General features: G+C 64.1%; 15 protein-coding genes. 10 read left to right on the top strand and 5 right to left on the bottom strand.

What is annotated here, in order from left to right:
• Positions 1-2 precede the first annotated feature (2 nt).
• From RCH11_RS02675 to RCH11_RS02660, 4 genes are all read left to right on the top strand, one after another.
• The gene (locus tag RCH11_RS02675; protein ID WP_327055449.1) at positions 3-620 is read left to right on the top strand and encodes a CDP-alcohol phosphatidyltransferase family protein; all 618 of its coding nucleotides are present in this window, start codon (positions 3-5) and stop codon (positions 618-620) included.
• Positions 621-691: 71 nt separating this feature from the next.
• On the top strand, positions 692-1,168 hold the full coding sequence (locus tag RCH11_RS02670) for an FHA domain-containing protein (protein ID WP_327055448.1): 477 nt from the start codon (positions 692-694) through the stop codon (positions 1,166-1,168).
• The gene (gene ftsR, locus RCH11_RS02665) at positions 1,168-1,869 is read left to right on the top strand and encodes a transcriptional regulator FtsR (RefSeq protein ID WP_327055447.1); all 702 of its coding nucleotides are present in this window, start codon (positions 1,168-1,170) and stop codon (positions 1,867-1,869) included. The genes RCH11_RS02670 and ftsR overlap by 1 nt, the downstream gene beginning before the upstream one ends.
• A 173-nt stretch (positions 1,870-2,042) precedes the next feature.
• Positions 2,043-2,591 carry a MerR family transcriptional regulator gene (locus RCH11_RS02660; protein WP_327055446.1) on the top strand — a complete coding sequence of 183 codons (549 nt, stop codon included), beginning with the start codon at positions 2,043-2,045 and terminating at the stop codon, positions 2,589-2,591.
• A gap of 565 nt (positions 2,592-3,156) precedes the next feature.
• On the opposite strand, the gene RCH11_RS02655 is transcribed toward RCH11_RS02660, so the two are convergent.
• Both RCH11_RS02655 and RCH11_RS02650 read right to left on the bottom strand, forming a co-directional pair.
• Entirely contained in the window at positions 3,157-3,315 is a 159-nt protein-coding gene (locus tag RCH11_RS02655) for a hypothetical protein (protein WP_327055445.1), read from the bottom strand.
• A 94-nt stretch (positions 3,316-3,409) separates the two neighbouring features.
• The gene (locus RCH11_RS02650; protein ID WP_327055802.1) at positions 3,410-4,216 is read right to left on the bottom strand and encodes a ParA family protein; all 807 of its coding nucleotides are present in this window, start codon (positions 4,214-4,216) and stop codon (positions 3,410-3,412) included.
• A gap of 122 nt (positions 4,217-4,338) precedes the next feature.
• On the opposite strand from RCH11_RS02650, the gene RCH11_RS02645 reads away from it, so the two are divergent.
• The 3 genes from RCH11_RS02645 to RCH11_RS02635 all read left to right on the top strand — a co-directional run bounded on the left by RCH11_RS02645 (position 4,339) and on the right by RCH11_RS02635 (position 9,735).
• Positions 4,339-7,743 carry a pyruvate carboxylase gene (locus RCH11_RS02645; RefSeq protein WP_327055444.1) on the top strand — a complete coding sequence of 1,135 codons (3,405 nt, stop codon included), beginning with the start codon at positions 4,339-4,341 and terminating at the stop codon, positions 7,741-7,743.
• Positions 7,744-7,841: 98 nt separating this feature from the next.
• Positions 7,842-9,170, top strand: a complete 1,329-nt coding sequence (locus RCH11_RS02640; RefSeq protein WP_327055443.1) for a MinD/ParA family ATP-binding protein — start codon at positions 7,842-7,844, stop codon at positions 9,168-9,170.
• A 76-nt stretch (positions 9,171-9,246) separates the two neighbouring features.
• Positions 9,247-9,735: a peptide deformylase gene (locus RCH11_RS02635; protein ID WP_327055442.1), complete on the top strand. Its 489-nt coding sequence runs from the start codon at positions 9,247-9,249 to the stop codon at positions 9,733-9,735.
• A 37-nt stretch (positions 9,736-9,772) separates the two neighbouring features.
• Here the strand turns inward: RCH11_RS02635 and RCH11_RS02630 are convergent, their stop codons facing one another.
• Positions 9,773-11,593 (bottom strand): AMP-dependent synthetase/ligase, encoded by a 1,821-nt coding sequence (locus tag RCH11_RS02630; RefSeq protein ID WP_327055441.1) that lies wholly within the window; start codon positions 11,591-11,593, stop codon positions 9,773-9,775.
• A 194-nt stretch (positions 11,594-11,787) separates the two neighbouring features.
• On the opposite strand from RCH11_RS02630, the gene RCH11_RS02625 reads away from it, so the two are divergent.
• The 3 genes from RCH11_RS02625 to RCH11_RS02615 all read left to right on the top strand — a co-directional run bounded on the left by RCH11_RS02625 (position 11,788) and on the right by RCH11_RS02615 (position 14,922).
• On the top strand, positions 11,788-12,735 hold the full coding sequence (locus RCH11_RS02625; protein WP_327055440.1) for an ROK family glucokinase: 948 nt from the start codon (positions 11,788-11,790) through the stop codon (positions 12,733-12,735).
• 51 nt (positions 12,736-12,786) lie between these two features.
• Positions 12,787-13,476, top strand: a complete 690-nt coding sequence (locus tag RCH11_RS02620) for a lysophospholipid acyltransferase family protein (protein WP_327055439.1) — start codon at positions 12,787-12,789, stop codon at positions 13,474-13,476.
• Between the two features lie 72 nt (positions 13,477-13,548).
• Positions 13,549-14,922 carry a class II 3-deoxy-7-phosphoheptulonate synthase gene (locus RCH11_RS02615; protein ID WP_327055438.1) on the top strand — a complete coding sequence of 458 codons (1,374 nt, stop codon included), beginning with the start codon at positions 13,549-13,551 and terminating at the stop codon, positions 14,920-14,922.
• A 196-nt stretch (positions 14,923-15,118) separates the two neighbouring features.
• On the opposite strand, the gene pknB is transcribed toward RCH11_RS02615, so the two are convergent.
• Complete coding sequence (gene pknB / locus RCH11_RS02610; protein WP_327055437.1) at positions 15,119-17,068, bottom strand: Stk1 family PASTA domain-containing Ser/Thr kinase; 1,950 nt, start codon at positions 17,066-17,068, stop codon at positions 15,119-15,121.
• Between the two features lie 99 nt (positions 17,069-17,167).
• Positions 17,168-18,490, bottom strand: coding sequence for a LysM peptidoglycan-binding domain-containing protein (locus tag RCH11_RS02605; protein ID WP_327055436.1), 1,323 nt, complete (start codon positions 18,488-18,490; stop codon positions 17,168-17,170).
• Between the last annotated feature and the right edge of the window lie 28 nt (positions 18,491-18,518).

Genomic DNA, 18,518 nt, shown 5'->3' with positions numbered 1-18,518 from the left:
TCGTGGAACCTCAGCAGAGCTACCAGGTGAGTTCCCGGATTTTCACGATCCCCAACATCCTGAGCTTCGTCCGGCTCCTTCTCGTCCCTGTCTTTCTCGTCCTCATCGTGCGGGGCGAAGACGGCTTCGCCCTTCTCGTGCTGGTCTTCTCGAGCATCACAGACTTCCTCGACGGGGTCATTGCCCGCAAACTCAACCAGGTCACGCGCCTCGGCCAGTTGCTAGACCCGGCGGCCGATCGACTCTTCATCTTCACTGCGCTTATCGGGCTTGCGGTGCGCGGGGTGATCCCGTGGTGGCTCGTGATCGTAATCGTCGGGCGGGATGTCATGCTCGCGATTCTCGGCGTCACTCTTGCCAACTTTGGATACGGGCCGCTTCCCGTGCATCATCTTGGAAAAGTGGCCACGTTCTGCCTGTTCTACGCGCTACCGATCCTGATGATCGGGCAGGCATTCCCCGCAGCGGCGTGGATCACCGTGCCATTCGGGTGGGCCTTCGCGCTATGGGGAGCCTTCCTGTATTGGTGGGCCGGCGTCATTTATCTGCGTGAAACCGTGCGCGTCACAAGAATTCCGCGACCCGGCGAGGTCATTGAATCCGATACGCTGAAGCGCTAGCAACTGTCGTCGCCCGATGACGACAAAACACACGCCGCTCGTGAGAGCTCGGCGAATATGGGAGGTGCGTTATGGTCGACCCGGTCAACCAGGATGACGCGGCGAGAAACCGGCCGCGCGACACCGACACCACCCTTCACCTGACTACGGACTTTGAAGCACAGCTGGCTGCCCTCGAGGGTGAAGTTTCTCCCGAGGAGAAGTCGTCGATCGCCGCGCTGCCCTCCGGATCTGCTCTTCTCGTTGTGCGCCGCGGCCCGAACACCGGAGCCCGATTTCTGCTCGACGCCGATGTTACGACCGCGGGACGACATCCGGATGCCGACATCCTTCTCGACGATGTCACCGTCTCGAGGCGCCACACCGAATTCCTCCGCCACGGCACCGCCTTTGAGATCAAGGATCTCGGCTCGCTCAACGGCACCTATTTCGATGGCGTCCGCATCGATACCGCTCTACTTCGCGACGGGGCGGAGGTGCAGGTGGGCAAGTTTCGCCTCACCTTCTATGCCTCCAGACTGGATCTCGTTCACCAGGCGAGCAAGTAGTGCCCCGCGCGTCTGCCCAGGCCCGTGTGCCTGGCGCTGCTCCGCTGCTGAGCATCGGCCAGGTGCTTGCCCGCCTCACCGTCGAGTTCCCCGACCTCACCCCCTCGAAGCTGCGTTTTCTCGAGGAGCGCCAGCTCATCTCCCCGGCCCGCACTGAATCCGGCTACCGCAAGTTCTCGCCAAGCGACCTCGACCGCCTGCGTTTCGTGTTGACAATGCAGCGCGATCACTATCTGCCCCTCAAGGTCATCCGCGGCTATCTCGACGAACTGGATGCCGGCCGACCGCCCGCAATGCCGGGCGGTTCCACCTTCGCCTCGCCATCCATTCTCTCGGTGGAGAGGCGGATGTCACGCGACGAGCTCATTCGCGAAGCCGGAGCAACCCCGCAGCTGCTGAACGATGCAGTCTCCTCCTCGCTCGTCGCTCCCGCCGATCTTCACGGTGAGGAGGCTCTCGCCGTGCTTTCCTCGCTCGTCGAACTGCAGCGCTCCGGCATCGAGCCACGACACCTGAGAGGTTTCCGCGCCGCCGCTGAGCGCGAGCTCGGACTCATTGAGAGCGCCCTGATCCCGGTAGCGCGACGAAAAGACGCGTCGAGCCGGGCTAAAGCGAGCGAACTCGCGCGCGAGATCGCCGGACAGCTCGAGATCGTGCGATCGAGCCTGATTCGCTCGGCACTATCTCGCCTAGACCCCTAAGCTGAAATCCCCCCGATTTTCGACGTCGAGAATGCTATCTGACCGACACGCCGACACCTCGGATCGCTAAAGCGACGCAACCGGGTGGTCCTCTCGGTAACGTGGGGAGAGACAGAAGTATCAACCACTCCTTGAGAGTTGAGGGTGGTCGACAACAGGTGGAAGGCAGTTACATGAGTGAGCTCAGTACCCGTAACGAGGATTCTCGCTACGACCTCGGATTGCTCTTCACCGATGGCCTCCCCGACCTCGATAACACCGCGGGCTATCGTGGGGCGGTGGCCGCGCGCGCCGCGGGGATCAGCTACCGCCAGCTGGACTATTGGGCTCGCACCGAGCTTGTCGAACCGACAGTGCGAGGCGCCGCAGGATCCGGCTCCCAGCGTCTCTATGGCTTTCGCGACATCCTCGTGCTCAAGCTCGTCAAGCGCCTCCTCGACACCGGCATCTCCCTGCAGCAGATCCGCACGGCGGTGAACCAACTCCGCGAATCCGGAGTGAGCGACCTCGCCCAGACCACTCTCATGAGCGATGGCGCGAGTGTCTACCTCTGCACCTCCAACGACGAGGTCATCGACCTGGTTAGCCGCGGCCAGGGCGTCTTCGGCATCGCCGTTGGCAAGGTGCTTCGCGAGGTGGAGAACAGCCTTGTCGAGCTCGACTCGGAGCGTCCGGATGTCGCGGACGAGCTAGCCGCCCGCCGCGCCACTCGCGCCTCCTAGCGCCGCCGCGCGGTGCCATCCGCGCGCGGTGCCATTTGCGCGCGGTGCCATCCGCTCGCTGTGCCATCCGCGCGCGGTGTGATTTGCTCGTCGCGCCATCCGCTCGCCGTGCCATTTGCCCCGCGCCTGCGGGTGCAGCCTGGCGCCCTGCCATGATTCGACTCGTGCTCCAATCCCGGCCAGTCTCCCGCGCCCGGTGCGAAATGCAGGAGCGAGTGTGACACGAGTTGCAGGTGAGGCTCATCTGCATCATCTGTCACAGGGCGTCCTGCATTTCGAACAGGCCGGTGGACGATGCGCATGCCCCGCAGGCCGACGGATGCTCCAAGCCCGGCCAGTCTCTCGCGCCCGGTGCGAAATGCAGGAGCGAGTGTGACACGAGTTGCAGGTGAGGCTCATCTGCATCATCTGTCACAGGGCGTCCTGCATTTCGGACAGGGCAGTGGACGAGGCGAACGCCCCTAGGCCGACGGATGCCCCGAGGCCGGCCAGTCTCCCGCGCCCGGTGCGAAATGCAGGAGCGAGTGTGACCTGAGTTGCAGGTGAGGCTCATCTACATCATCCGTCACAGGGCGTCCTGCATTTCGAACAGGGCAGTGGACGAGGCGAACGCCCCGCAGGCCGACGGATGACCCAAGGCCGGCCAGTCTCCCGCGCCCGGTGCGAAATGCAGGAGCGAGTGTGACCTGAGTTGCAGGTGAGCCTCATCTGCATCATCCGTCACAGGGCATCCTGCATTTCGAACAGGCCGGTGGACGAGGTGCATGCCCCGTAGGCCGACGGATGCTCCGAGGCCGGTGAAATCCGGCGGCCTCGAATTACGCAGTGACCGCGTACTCGCCGATCTTGGCGGTGCGCAGCACGCGATCGAGCAGGAGGTCGAAGTTGTGCGCCATCTCCTGTGCGCTCTCGCCCGGCCAGACGTGCAGCGGTTTCGCGGCACCTTGAGCCTGCTGAAGCGAGGTGCGCTCGGGCAGCTGCGGGCTGAGAACGAGCGGGCCGAACATGTCCCGAAGCTCCTTGATGCGGAACTGGTGTTCGAGGGACTGCACGCGGGCCCGATTCACGATGATGCCGAGGGGCTGCAGTCGAGGGGAGAGGCCGCGACGAATCTCCTCGATGGCTCGGAGCGCACGGTCGGCGGCGGCCACGGAGAACAGCCCCGGTTCGGTTACGACGGTCACGCGGTCCGATGCGGCCCACGCAGTCCGAGTGAGTGCGTTGAGCGAGGGGGCACAGTCGATCAGCACGAGGTCGTAGTCGGCCTCGACATTGGAGAGGGCCTCTTCAAGCTTCCAGATCTCTTTGATGCTCGGATGCGGCCCATCGAAGTTGATGGCTGCCGGGCTCCCGATCATCACGTCGATCGTCCCGGGGCGACCCTTGGTCCAGCCGCTCGGCGCGATCGCGGCCCGCACGATCTTTTCCTTGGGCGAGGCGAGCACGTCGGCCACATTGAGGTGACCGGCGACATTGATATCCATGCCGGTGGATACGTCGGACTGGGGGTCAAGGTCGACAACGAGGGTTCGTAAGCCCTTCGAGAAGGCCGCCGAGGCCAGCCCGAGCGTCACCGTTGTCTTTCCGACCCCACCCTTGAGAGAGCTGACGCTGAGTACATGCACGAGGATCCACGATACCTTCACTAGTCTCAAAGAACCTAAATCATGGCCGCCCGCACAGCGCCTTGACGGACTATCGACAGCATCACTCGGCCCTAAACTGGCCGAAGTTCGGAAAGGACCAGATGTTCACCAAGATCCTCGTGGCCAATCGTGGCGAAATTGCCATCCGTGCTTTTCGTGCTGCTTATGAGCTTGGCGCCCAAACGGTCGCTGTCTTCCCCTATGAGGACCGTAACTCCATGCATCGCCTCAAGGCTGACGAGGCCTACCAGATCGGTGAGCCCGGGCATCCGGTGCGCGCATACCTCGATGTCTCGGAGGTCATCCGTGTCGCCCTCGAGTGCGGTGCCGACGCTATCTACCCCGGCTACGGATTCCTTTCGGAGAACCCCGAGCTTGCCGAAGCCGCCGCGGCCGCCGGTATTACCTTTATCGGCCCGGGCCAGCTGGTGCTCGAAATGGCCGGCAACAAGGTCACGGCCAAGGAACACGCGATCGCGGCGGGTGTTCCCGTGCTCGCCTCCACTCCGGCGTCCAAGAACGTCGAGGAACTGCTGGCCGGTGCCGATGCCATCGGTTTCCCGATCTTCGCCAAGGCCGTCGCCGGTGGTGGCGGACGCGGGATGCGACGGGTTGAGAAGAAGGAAGACCTCCGCGCCGCACTCCTCGAGGCCATGCGCGAGGCCGACAGCGCCTTCGGCGACCCGACAATGTTCCTCGAGCAGGCGGTGGTGCGCCCGCGTCACATCGAGGTGCAGATCCTGGCGGATGCAACGGGGGAGACCGTTCACCTGTTCGAACGTGACTGCTCGGTGCAGCGTCGGCACCAGAAGGTGATCGAAATCGCGCCGGCTCCGAATCTCGACGAAGTGACGCGCGAGGCGATGTACCGTGACGCGATCGCCTTCGCCAAGTCGATCGGCTACGTCAACGCCGGCACCGTTGAGTTTTTGCTCGATACGGAGGGGGAGCGTAAGGGCCAGCACGTTTTTATCGAGATGAACCCGCGCATTCAGGTGGAGCACACCGTGACCGAGGAGGTCACCGATATCGACCTCGTTCAGTCGCAGATGCGTATCGCCTACGGGCAGTCGCTCGGTGAGCTCGGCCTTCACCAGGAAGACATCCACCTGCGCGGTGCCGCGCTGCAGTGCCGCATCACGACCGAGGATCCTGCGGCGGGTTTCCGCCCCGACACCGGCATGATCACCACTTATCGTTCGCCGGGTGGTGGTGGTATCCGCCTCGATGGTGGCACGATCGACCCCGGCACCCAGATCAGCCCGCACTTCGACTCCATGCTCGTGAAGATGACCTGCCGCGGGCGTGACTTCCCGGCAGCCGTTGCGCGGGCCAAGCGCGGACTCGCCGAGTTCCGCATCCGCGGCGTCTCCACCAACATCCCGTTCCTGCAGGCAGTGCTCGACGACCCGTCCTTCCAGGCCGGCGACCTCAGCACCGCCTTCATCGAGGAACGTCCGGAGCTCTTCGACACCTACCAGTCGAAGGACCGCGGCACCAAGATCCTCAACTGGCTCGCGGATGTCACGGTCAACCGTCCGTACGGCGACGGTGCGGGTATTCTCAATCCGGCGCTCAAGCTGCCGGACGTCGATCTCAGCCAGCCTGCACCGGCCGGTTCCCGGCAGCGCCTGCTCGAACTCGGTCCGGTCGGGTTCGCCGCCGCCCTGCGCGCCCAGACCGCGCTCGCGGTGACCGAGACCACGTTCCGCGACGCCCACCAGTCGCTGCTTGCGACGCGGGTGCGCACCAAGGATCTCGTGGCCGTGGCCCCCTACGTCGCCCGCATGACCCCGCAACTGCTCTCGGTGGAAGCCTGGGGCGGCGCAACCTATGACGTCGCTCTCCGCTTTCTGGGCGAGAACCCCTGGGACCGTCTCGCCGCCCTGCGTGAGACGCTGCCGAACGTTGCTATCCAGATGCTGCTCCGGGGCCGTAACACCGTTGGCTACACGCCGTACCCCACCGAGGTGACAGATGCCTTCGTGCGTGAAGCGGCCTCCACCGGCGTCGACATCTTCCGTATCTTCGACGCTCTCAACGACGTCTCCCAGATGCGCCCGGCGATCGACTCGGTGCTCGAGACCGGGTCTGCCCTCGCCGAGGTCGCCCTGTGCTACACCGGTGACCTGCTTGATCCGGCGGAAGATCTCTACACCCTTGACTACTACCTCAGGCTCGCGGAGCAGATTGTGGATGCTGGCGCCCACATCATCGCCATCAAGGACATGGCGGGACTGCTGCGCGCGAGCGCCGCCGAGAAGCTTGTGACCGCCCTGCGTGAGCGTTTCGACCTGCCCGTACACGTGCACACCCACGACACGGCCGGTGGCCAGCTCGCCACTCTTCTCGCGGCCAGCCGCGCCGGAGCAGACGCCGTGGACGTCGCGAGTGCGCCGATGGCCGGCACGACCAGCCAGCCCTCGGCATCCGCTCTCGTCGCCGCGCTCGCCCACACCGAGCGGGACACCGGCATCTCGCTGCAGGCCGTCTCCGACCTTGAGCCTTACTGGGAGGCCGTGCGTCACGCCTACAAGCCATTCGAATCCGGGCTGCCGGGACCGACGGGCCGCGTCTACCACCACGAGATTCCCGGAGGCCAGCTGTCGAACCTGCGCCAGCAGGCGATCGCACTGGGGCTCGCCGACCAGTTCGAGAAGATCGAAGACCTCTACGCCGCCGCCAACAAGATGCTCGGTCGCCCGCCCAAGGTCACCCCGTCGTCGAAGGTCGTCGGTGACCTCGCCCTGGCGCTGGCGGCTGCGAACGCCGATCCGGCCGACTTCGAGGCGAACCCCGACAGGTATGACATCCCCGATTCGGTCATCGGCTTCATGGCAGGAGAACTCGGTGACCTTCCGGGGGGATGGCCCGAACCTTTCCGCACCAAGGTGCTCGCCGGTCGCACCGTGAAGATCGGCATCGAGGAGATTACGGATGCCGATCGCGCTGGGCTGGCCGGAGACGCAGAATCCCGGCGAGACACCCTCAATCGACTCCTCTTTGCCGCTCCGACGAAGGCATTTGAAGCGGTGCGGGAGCAGTACGGTGACCTCTCGGTGATCGACACCGTCGACTACCTGTATGGCCTGCGCCAGGGCCAGGAACACGTCATCGATATCGAGAAGGGTGTGAGCCTCTATATCGGGCTCGAGGCAATCGGCGACGCCGATGACATGGGTATGCGTACGGTCATGACGATGATCAACGGCCAGATGCGTCCCGTGTTCGCGCGGGACCGCGGCATCACCGTCGAGACCAAAACCGCGGAGAAGGCGGATGCCTCCGTGGTTGGCCACATCGCCGCGCCGTTCTCCGGCGTCGTGACCCTGCAGGTCACCGACGGCGATTCTGTTGCGGTCGGCCAGAGCGTGGCATCCATCGAGGCCATGAAAATGGAGGCAGCCATCACGGCATCCGTCGCGGGTACCGTCAAGCGTCTCGCTATCCCGCGGACTCAGCAGGTGGATGCCGGAGACCTGCTCGTCGTGATCGAACCGGCCTAATCGCGGGTACAGTCGGCCCCATCCGGTGCTATTCGCCCCTCGCGGTAGAATAGAGGGCCTTTATTGCACCATCTTCAGCACAACGAAGGGTTCTTGGTATGTCGACCAGAAGCAGGGAATCGGAGAGTCGCGACCCGCTTACCGACCCCAAAGTGGGCTACGACTTCGCCGACGCCGCCGGGGACGACCTCACCGTGAGCCTGCCGCAGAGTCTCACCATCGAGGTGAGTCTTCCCACCCCCGTGCATGCCGCGCCCGATGATGAGCTCGCCGTGTCGATCGTAGAAGTGCCTGTGAACCCGGGCTCTGTCGAGGTCGTCCAGCTGTCAACCATGTCCATAGCCGTGGTGGCTCCGACGCCCGCTCCTGAGCCGAAGCCAGAGCCTGTCGTCATCCCCGAGCTGCCGACGAACGATGAACGTGCCCTGAACCGCCGCGATCTCAGTCGACGCGAACGCGCACGCGGCGACGTCCCGACGACGCCAGAGGTCGCGAGCATGCTCACTGCGGAGCGGCTCATCGATGCGCGCAAGAAAAAGCGCGTGAAGCCAGAGGGTGGACTGAACGCCTTCCTTTATGTCGCAACGCTGCACATCGTGAACCGCGGCGACTCGCCGAGGGTTCTCGCCCGAAAGGCCGTGGAGGCCCGCGTCGATAAGAAGTTCGAGGGTGGAGCCCGCTTCATCCCGGTGCTCACGCGCAAGGGTGGCGTGGGTAAGACCACAATCACCGCGCTCCTCGGGATGGCGCTCAGCGACATCCGCGAAGACCGCATCATCGCGATCGACGCTAACCCCGACCGCGGCACGCTGTCCGAGCGTGTCAACAAGCAGACACGCTCGACCGTTCGGGACGTCGTAACACTCGCCCCGACCATCAATAGCTTCAATGACTTCACGACGATGGTGTCGCGCGATGAGACGCGGCTCGACATCCTCGCCTCTGACACTGACCCGCTGCTTTCCGAAGCCTTCGACGAGAACGACTACAACGTGGTCGCCGACCTCGCCGCCCGGTTCTACTCGATCGTGCTCACCGACTGCGGAACGGGAATCGTGCACTCCGTGATGCGGGCGACACTGCAACGAGCCGATTCCGTGGTGATCGTGTCCGGAGGAAGTGTCGACGAGGCTCGACTCGCATCCGAGACGCTCACCTGGTTGGAGGCAAACGGCTACCAAGATCTCGTGAAGAATGCTGTGGTGGCGCTCAACACTGCAACACAGGGCACCAATCTCGTGAAGCTCGAGGAAATCGAGGCCCACTTCAAGTCCCGAGTGCGCGAGATCGTGCGCATCCCCTACGACCCGCAGCTGGCCGCCGGTTCCGTGATCAACTACCGCGATCTCAAGCCACTCACCAAGGCATCGGCCCGCGAACTAGCCGCACTCGTCGCGGACGGCCTCCCCGCTCGCCAGGGTGCCTGACCGACAGCAGTCGAGCGTTCTGCCGGGTTGGCGGCCGGTAATCTCACCCAACCAACCCGGAAGCGAGCGAACGAGCATGACCGAGCGACAGATCCGAATTTTCGGCGATCCGGTGCTGAAGACCGTCTCGGATCTGATCCGCCCGACGGATGACGTGACCGGCCTCATCGAGGATCTGATCGATACGGTGAAAATCCCCGGTCGTGCGGGAGTGGCAGCGCCACAGATCGGGGTAAACCAACGGGCCTTCAGCTACAACGTTGACGGGCAGATCGGGTACATCATCAATCCGGTCGTGGTGGAGCTGTCGGGCGAGCCGGAACTCGTGGATGAAGGCTGCCTTTCGGTGCCGGGCTTCTACTTCGAGCGACTGCGCTATCCATTCGCCCGGGTGACCGGAATCGATCTCGACGGTAATGCGATCGAGCTGAATGGTGAAGGGGTACTGGCTCAGGCGCTTCAGCACGAGACGGACCACCTCGATGGAAAGCTCTATATCGACGGCCTCGAGAAGGGCCTCCGACGAGAGGCGATGCAGGCCATCCGCAACAGCGACTGGTTCTAGCCTCTCCGGCCCGGTACTGGGCTAGCGGCGCGGATCGCTAGTGCGAAACACCCTCCGGTTTAGGTGCGCTTTGGTACATGCTTTCGATGTCAGCGGCGAAGTCGGTGAGAATCACGTTGCGCTTGATACTCAGCTTGGGGGTGAGGTGTCCGCTCGCCTCGGTGAGCTCCCGAGTGAGGATCACGAACTTGCGGATCGACTCCGCCCGGGAGACTGTCGCGTTCGCTGCATCCACCGCCCGCTGAATCTCTGCAACGACCTTCGGATGCCGCGCCGCCTCCTCGATGGACATTGAGGCGTCTTCACTAATGTTGTTGAGCCACACCGGCAGCATCTCGGGATCGAGGGTGATCAGGGCGCCGATGAACGGCTTCTGTTCGCCCACCACGATCACCTGGTCGACGATCGGGTTAGCGCGGATGGGATCCTCGAGCTGGGCTGGTGAGACATTCTTGCCACCGGCGGTGACGATGATCTCTTTCTTGCGACCGGTGATGGAGAGGTAGCCTCCGTCGTCGAACTCGCCAATGTCACCGGTCGTGAACCACTCGCCGTCGAAAACCTTCGCGGTCTCGTCGGGGTTTTTCCAATAACCGTCGAAGATGTTGATGCCTTTGGCCTGGATCTCACCGTCCTCCATAATACGAACGGAGACGCCGGGAAGCGGTGGCCCCACCGTGCCGATTTTGAAGTTCGACGGGCGGCTCACGGAGATCGGCGCAGTGGTCTCGGTGAGCCCATAGCCCTCGAGAATCTTGATGCCGAGACTGCGGTAGAAGTGGCCGAGCCGAAGGCCGAGGGGAGCCGATCCAGACACCGCGAACTTGACCTGACCACCCATCGCTTCGCGGATCTTGGACAGCACGAGACGGTCGAACACGGCAAACTGCAGCTTGAGTCCGAGAGGCACGACTCCGGCATCGAGCGCCTTCGAGTGCTCGATGGCGACAGCAGCGGCGCGGCGGAAGATCTTGCCCTTGCCGCCGCTCTCTGCCTTCTGCTCCGAAGAGTTGTAGACCTTTTCGAAGACGCGAGGCACTGCGAGCAGGAATGTCGGCTTGAAGGAGGCCATGGCCGGGAGTAGTTGCTTCGTATCGGACTGGTGGCCCACCTGCACCCCGCCGTGAATGCTCAGCACGGCGATGAACCGGGCGAAAATATGGGCCAGAGTGATGAACAGCAGTGTCTTCGACTGCGTGTTCACCACCTCAGGGATCGCCAGGGCTGCGTTGCGCGAGAGTTCCACAAAGTTGGAGTGGGTGAGGACACAGCCCTTCGGGCGCCCGGTGGTGCCAGCGGTGTAGATCAGGGTGGCGAGATCTGACCCCTTGGCCATCACGCGGCGTCGTTCAATCTCCTCGTCCGTTACCTCGGCGCCGCTTGCTGCCAGCTTGTCGAGGTCTCCGAGGTTTATTTTCCAGGCGTTACGAATCAGGGGAAGGTCCGCGTAGACCTCGTCAAAGCGGGCAAAATGGTCCGGTGTCTCCGTGATCATGGCAATCGCACCGGAATCGGCGAGATTCCACTGCACCTGGCTGGGGGAGGATGTCTCGTACACGGGCACGAGCACCGCGCCAGCGAACCACGTGGCGAAATCGATGAGAGTCCACTCGTAGCGCGTCTTGCACATGAGCCCGATCTTGTCGCCGGGCTGGATGCCGGCGGCGACGAGGCCCTTCGCGAGAGCAACCACCTGGGCGAGGAACTCGGAGGCGGAAACATCCGTCCAGCCTCCGGATGCGGTGGGGAGCGCGAAGAGCGGGAGATCCGGGGTGGACTTCACCCGGTCGACCAGCAGGTCCGTCGCGTTCGCATCGGGATCGGCTGCGACAAGAGCGGGTACGTCATATTCCTGCACGGCAACTCCTTTGGGGCCGGCACGGGCTCCAGGTTGAAGCCGTTTCGTGCACAATCGGGGCGGGGCGCCAAATAGTGCAAGACACCCCCGTTGACTAAACTCTATGTGGTGCGACGGGGAATCGATCTACCGGTTGTACCTCTCCCACAACTTGCACTCCCCTCATCCCTCCCTCGGAACAAAGGTCATTGCGCGTGCATGCAATCGGAATCGATATCGGCGGCACCAAGATCGCGGGGGCCCTCGTCTCCGAGCTGGGGGAGATCATCGTGGAAGATCGGGTGGCCACTCCAACCACCGGGTCTGAGCAGATCGTCGACGCGGTCGTCGCCATGATCGAGCGCCTGCACGCCGGCCATGAGGTGCAGGCCGCTGGCGTCGCCGCCCCGGGATTCATCGATGCGGCCCAGTCGACGGTGTACTACACGCCGAATATCAGCTGGCGGCACGAGCCACTCCGAGAGCGCCTCACCGACCGACTCGACCTCGACATCACTATTGACAACGATGCCAACGCGGCCGGCTGGGCCGAGTTCCGCTTCGGCGCCGGCCGCCTCTACAGCGACATGACCATGCTCACCATCGGCACCGGGGTCGGTGGGGCCATCGTCACCCAGGACCGCCTGTTCCGCGGCGGGTTCGGCGCGGGAGCCGAGCTTGGCCACATGCGCGTCGTACCGGACGGCCTCCCGTGCGGCTGCGGCGCCCGCGGTTGCATCGAGCAGTATGGCTCCGGTCGCGCGCTGCTTCGTATGGCCAATGAGATTGCGGATATGGACGGCATCGGCCCGGGGCTCGCTGCGGTGCGCGAACAGAAGGGCGTCCTCACCGGGCCGGATGTCGCAGACCTCATCGTTGCTGGGGACGCTGGTGCTGTGCAGGCACTCCGCCAACTCGGCACCTGGCTCGGTCAAGCCTGCGCTTCGCTCAGCGCGGTGCTCGATCCGCAGGTCTTCGTCTTCGGCGGGGGCGTCGCGGTGGCCGGTGACCTTCTGCTCGATCCGATCCGGGAGGCCTACCTCTCCTGCCTCCCTGCACGCGGATTCCACCCCGAACCTGCGTTCGTGATCGCCGAACTGGTGAACGACGCGGGCGTCGTGGGAGCGGCAGACCTGGCGAGACTTCACTCCGAAAGCCGGTAGTCAGGCGCGAAGCCGTTAGAGTAGGGCAATCTCTGAAGGCGTGGGTCACAAATGTTCTACTGGTTCATGAAGAACCTGGTTGCCGGTCCTCTGCTCAAGACCGCCTTCCGTCCATGGGTCACCGGGCACGAGAACATCCCGAAATCGGGCGGTGTGATCATGGCATCCAATCACCTCTCGTTCATCGACTCAGTGTTCCTGCCGCTCGTGATGGACCGCCGCATCAGCTTTCTCGCCAAGAGCGATTACTACACGGGGCGCGGCACCAAATCGTGGATGATCAAGAACTTCCTGACGGCCACAGGGATGATCCCGATCGACCGCTCCGGGGGCAAGGCGTCCGAGGCCTCCTTGCAGACCGGGCTCGGGGTGCTCGCGCGCGGTGAGGTACTCGGCATTTATCCGGAGGGCACTCGCAGCCCCGATGGCCGGCTCTATCGGGGTCGCACCGGTGTCGCCCGCATGATTCTCGAGGGCGGCGTTCCGGTGGTGCCGGTCGCGATGATCGATACCGAGAAGGTGATGCCCATCGGATCGCGCTTGCCGAAGGTGCGCCGAATCGGAATTGTCATCGGAAAGCCGCTCGATTTCTCGCGGTTCGAAGGCATGGAGGGCGACCGCTTCATTCTTCGTTCGATCACCGACGAAATCATGTACGAGCTCAATCGCCTCAGTGGCCAGGAGTACGTGGATGTCTATGCCTCCTCCGTCAAGGAGAAGCAGGCTTCACTCAGCCGGTAGGCTGGCAAGTCGGGCCATTCTCTCTTTCTCTCAGCCCGATCTCACCCCCAGCGCATTGAGGAACCACCCCCTGTGTTTGCCAGCAATGATGACCCGGTCGTACTCGCAGATCCGTCCGTAATCGCCGGTCTCGACCACTGGCGCACACTGCCGATCAAGCAGCAGCCCCAGTGGCCGGATGCCTCGGCGGTGCAGGCTGCTTCAGCAGAGATCGCCACGCTTCCGCCCCTCATCTTTGCCGGTGAGGTTGACGTGTTGCGCGAGCGTCTCGCCGCCGCCGCGCGTGGCCAGGCCTTCCTGCTGCAGGGCGGCGATTGCGCCGAGACTTTCGCCGGGGCGACCGCCGACGCCATCCGCAATCGCGTCAAAACGGTGCTGCAAATGGCTGTGGTGCTCACCTACGGTGCTTCCACCCCGGTGATCAAGATGGGCCGGATGGCTGGACAGTTCGCCAAGCCGCGCTCGAGCGACACCGAGACCCGCGGAGACGTGACCCTACCGGCGTACCGCGGCGACATCGTCAACGGCTTCGACTTCACGCCGGAGTCGCGCGAGGCAGATCCCCGCCGTCTCGTGCAGGGGTACCACACCTCGGCATCCACGATCAATCTCGTGCGCGCCTTCACCCAGGGTGGTTTCGCCGACCTGCGCCAGGTGCACCGGTGGAATCAGGGCTTCGCCCGCAATCCGGCGAACGTGCGTTACGAGCAGATGGCCCACGACATCGACAAGGCCATCAAGTTCATGCAGGCGGCGGGCGCCGATTTCGACGAACTCAAGCGCGTGGAGTTCTACACCAGTCATGAGGGCCTGCTCATGGATTACGAGCGCCCGATGACGCGAATCGACTCGCGCAACGGCACACCGATCAACACCTCGGCACACTTTATCTGGATCGGGGAGCGCACCCGCGACCTCGACGGCGCCCATGTGGACTACATGTCTCGCGTACGCAACCCGATCGGCGTCAAGCTCGGCCCGACGACCAAGATCGACGACATGCTTCGGCTCATCGACAAGCTCGATCCGAACCGCGAGCCCGGACGTCTGACCTTTATTACTCGCATGGGATCTGGCAAGGTACGGGACGCTCTACCGCCGCTTCTTGAGGCGATCAAGCAGGTCGATGCCAACCCGCTGTGGGTCACCGACCCGATGCACGGCAATGGGCTCACCACTCCCAACGGCTACAAGACGCGGCGGTTCGACGACGTCGTCGACGAGGTCAAGGGCTTCTTCGAGGCGCACCGGGCGGCGGGAACCTACCCGGGCGGCATCCACATCGAGCTGACCGGCGACGATGTCACGGAGTGCCTCGGCGGCTCAGAGCAGATCGACGAGGCAACCCTCGCGACCCGGTACGAGTCACTCTGCGATCCGCGGCTCAACCACATGCAGTCGCTCGAGCTCGCGTTCCTCGTGGCCGAGGAGCTCGGCGCGCGCTGACTCGGGTTTCGTGGAACCGCGCGCCCGTTTGTCAGCCGCGCGGCGAAACATTCGACAGCATGGCTGACGAACGGGCGCACGGTCGCGGGGGCACCTTGGAGACCTAGCCACCAGCAGGCGACGACGGTTACCTTCACCAGTGAGTCCGCGTGTTCGCGGTGAGCCATCGTGAAGTCCGTCCCCTCGGTGCCATGGGCTAGCCGGCGATGAGAGCCACCGTGATCGTGGATCCTTTGTCCACAGTGGTTCCTGCAGCCGGATTGATCGACTTCACCCGTGGAAAGGGGAACTGGGAAAGCACCTCGCTGAACCCATCGTTCTTGAACTTGATGGAGAACCCGGCATCGGTCAACACTTTTTTCGCATCCGACCACAGCTGCCCGACAACATCCGGCACGGCGATCTGCTCCTTGCCCTTGGAAATCGTCAGCGAGATCGGATCTCCGGGCCGGATGACGGCTCCGTCGGCGACGTCGATACCGATCACGTTGCCTTTGGGCACGGTATCGCTGTAGTTCTCCCGGCCCGGCGTCGCCGTGAGCCTCACTTCGAGGAGGGTGCTGGTGGCATCTTTGACACTGCGCCCCGCGACATCCGGGATCGCACCGGCGGAGACGACGAGCGAAATCGGCTGGTTCTCGCCATAGGTCTTCACCGTTGCGAGGTCGAGTGCATTGGCGCCGAAGGCCGAGATCACGGTGTCTTTGGACACCTTGGCGTCAAACTGCTTTGTCGAGCCATTCGACTCGTAGCGGAAGCCGGCGTCCTTGATCTTCTGGATGGCGGCGTTCTGTGCCTCGCCCACCAGTGTGGGAACGGCGATGTTCCGTGGCCCGGTAGAGATCAACAGCGTGACCTTGCTGTTTTTGGCCACACGGGTTCCGATGGCGGGAGTGGTCTCTGCAACGGCGCCTTTCGCCACGCTAAGCGACGGCGCCGCTCCGGGTTGGGGGTTGACGGTGAACCCGAGCCTGGTGAGCGCAGCGGATGCCGCAGCGGGGGTCTGCCCGGCGAGATTGGGGATCGCAATCTGTGCCCCGGGTCCGGTGCCGAAGTACCAGGCGGTGCCGCCCACAAGAGCGGTGACGACGATGACGAGGGCGAACAGCCAGAATCCCTTGCGTCGCCTCCGGTCGCTCTTCAGTGCGAGGGTGTTGGCGGTCTCCGTGAGGATCGGACCGGTGCGATGCCGAACCTTCGGCGTGAGGATCTGGGTGTCGCCGGTAGTTGACGGCGGGGCGACTGCGGAGGGCATGATCATCGTGCGCTGGAGAGCGGTGGCCGCGGTGGCAGGCTCATCGAGCCGCAGCAGCGCTTCCGTCTCATGTAGCTGGTCGAGCATGGCCTTCGCGTCGCGGGGACGCTGGTCGGGATCCCGCGCGGTGGCCCACAATACGAGCTCGTCAAGCTCGGCGGGCACGCGTGGGTTCTTGGTGCTCGGTGTCGGCACGGTGTCGTTTGCGTGCTGGTGCGCGATTTGGAAAGCCTGCTCGCCCTTGAATGGCTGCTCGCCGGCCAGCATCTCGTAAAGCATGATGCCGACGGCATAGATGTCGCTGCGGGTGTCAGCCACACCGCGGGTCACGAGCTCGGGGGAGAGGTAGGCGATCGTGCCGAGGAGGGCGTTGCCGGTAGCCGTGTTGGCGGATGCCGCGCGTGCGAGCCCGAAGTCGCCGATCTTGATCCGCCCGTCGTCCGCGAGAAGCACATTTTCCGGTTTGAGGTCGCGGTGAACAATGCCGTTCTTATGCGCGGCGGCGAGCCCGGCAAGGATGGCCTCCATGATGTCCATCGCCTGCATCGTGGTGAGCACCTTGTGCTCCATCAGCAGGTCGCGCAGCGTGATACCCGGCAGGTATTCCATCACCAGGTAGGCGGTCTCGCCGTCCTGCCCTTGGTCGTAGACGTTCACGACGTTCGGATGTGCCAGTCGCGCGGCCGAGCGCGCCTCCTGGATGAAACGCGCCTTGTATTGTGAATCGTCGGCGAGGTGACCGTGCATGACCTTGATCGCGACGCGCCGCTCAAGACGGAGGTCGGTGGCGAGGTACACCGTGGCCATGCCTCCGCGGGCGATGCGTGAGCGCACCTGGTACCGGCCGTCGATGAGACGTCCGATCAGGGGGTCGCTACTGCTGGTGGTCACTGGACAATTCTAGGGATTGACCGGTAAATCATCCGGATAAAACACCGTGCTGCAGCCGCTTCGAATGCGCTTGTGAGCGCAATCGTTATCTCCCACTGGCTACTTGAGTGTCGCGAGCCAGGATCGTGCCGAGGTCTCCCATTTTGCGTAGGCAGCGGGGAAGCCGGACAGCTGCACCGCCTGGGCCGCATCGGTTACAGATTTGGCCTGCCAGCCCGGAATGTCGAGAAGCCCGCGAGTATTCGCGGCGTTGGGATTCTTCGGCCCACCGAAAAACAGACGGCTCGCGTACGTCGGCTCCAGGATCTGCGCCGGAGTACCCCAGCCGGTGCTCTGACGCTGCTGGAAGATGCCGATCGAGTCGCGGTCACCGTAGGTGAGGTTGCGGAGACCCGACTCTTGCGCGGCGGCGGCGAGGGCCACGACCAGGCCATACTCCGGCACGCCGAGGGAGCGGCCGACGGAGACGATGATGCGCGCATTGGTGGCCATTTCGCGGGTGAGAGGCACGACGGCACTCGGCGATGCGGGCACGACGGAAGCAGCGGTCGGGATGACGAGGGTGTGGCCGCCGTAGATGATGCTCGACCAGCTGAGGTTATTGGCGGTGAGGATGGCCTGGGAGGTCACATCGAATTTCGAGGCGATCTTCGCGATGGTGTCACCGCTTGCAATCGTGTAGGTCACGGGGTTACTGCTCGGCGTTTTGGCAGACGGAGCCTCCACGATGCGCACTTGGCTGGCGGGGGTGACGGAGGCCACAGCCGTCGATCCCGGGATGGCAATTGTCTGGCCGGGGTAGATGATGCTGGTCCAGGCCAGCCCGTTGGCGCTCAGCAGGGTTTGGGTGGCGAGCCCGAACTTTGCGGCGATGCCGCCGATCGAGTCGCCCTTCTGGATCGTGTAACGGCTCGTTGGGGTGGAAGCGACGGGAGTGACTGCGGACACTGGCCCGCTTTTGCTCAGCTTCAGCATCTGGCCGGCAAAGATCACCGACTTCCAGCCGAGGCCGTTGAGAGCGAGAACGGAGGCGGTGGCCAGGCCGTAGCGCCCGGCGATGCTCGAGATCGTGTCGCCGGCCACGACCTTGTAGCTGGTGGGCGCGGCAGCCACGATGGTGCTGGCCTGCGAAACGGGGACGGCAACGGGGTTGCGTGCGGCTCGGGCGGCGGCGGTGAACGCGTCGCGGATGCTCTTGCGGAGCTCTATCGGCGAAGACCGCGGTTTTTCGCGCCGAAGGTCGGCGGAGTGCACCGGGCCGGTCACATTGAGCGTCATCGCCATGGAGCCGGCGATCACGATCGGGATGGTGTTGAAGAGACCGCGGGCAAGTTTGCCCTGATCGGCCCGGCTGCCCTGATCCGCGGGGCTGCCCTGCCGCCGACTCGAGCGGTCCCTACGCGGTTCGAATGTGTTCGTCATGCTAAAACCTCGTCTATCTCTCGCCCCC

The sequence above is a fragment of the Glaciihabitans sp. GrIS 2.15 genome (assembly GCF_035984695.1).
Taxonomy (GTDB): Bacteria; Actinomycetota; Actinomycetes; order Actinomycetales; family Microbacteriaceae; genus Lacisediminihabitans.
The sequence above is the reverse complement of the archived record's forward strand: the minus strand, read 5'-3'. Positions and strand labels throughout refer to the sequence as shown.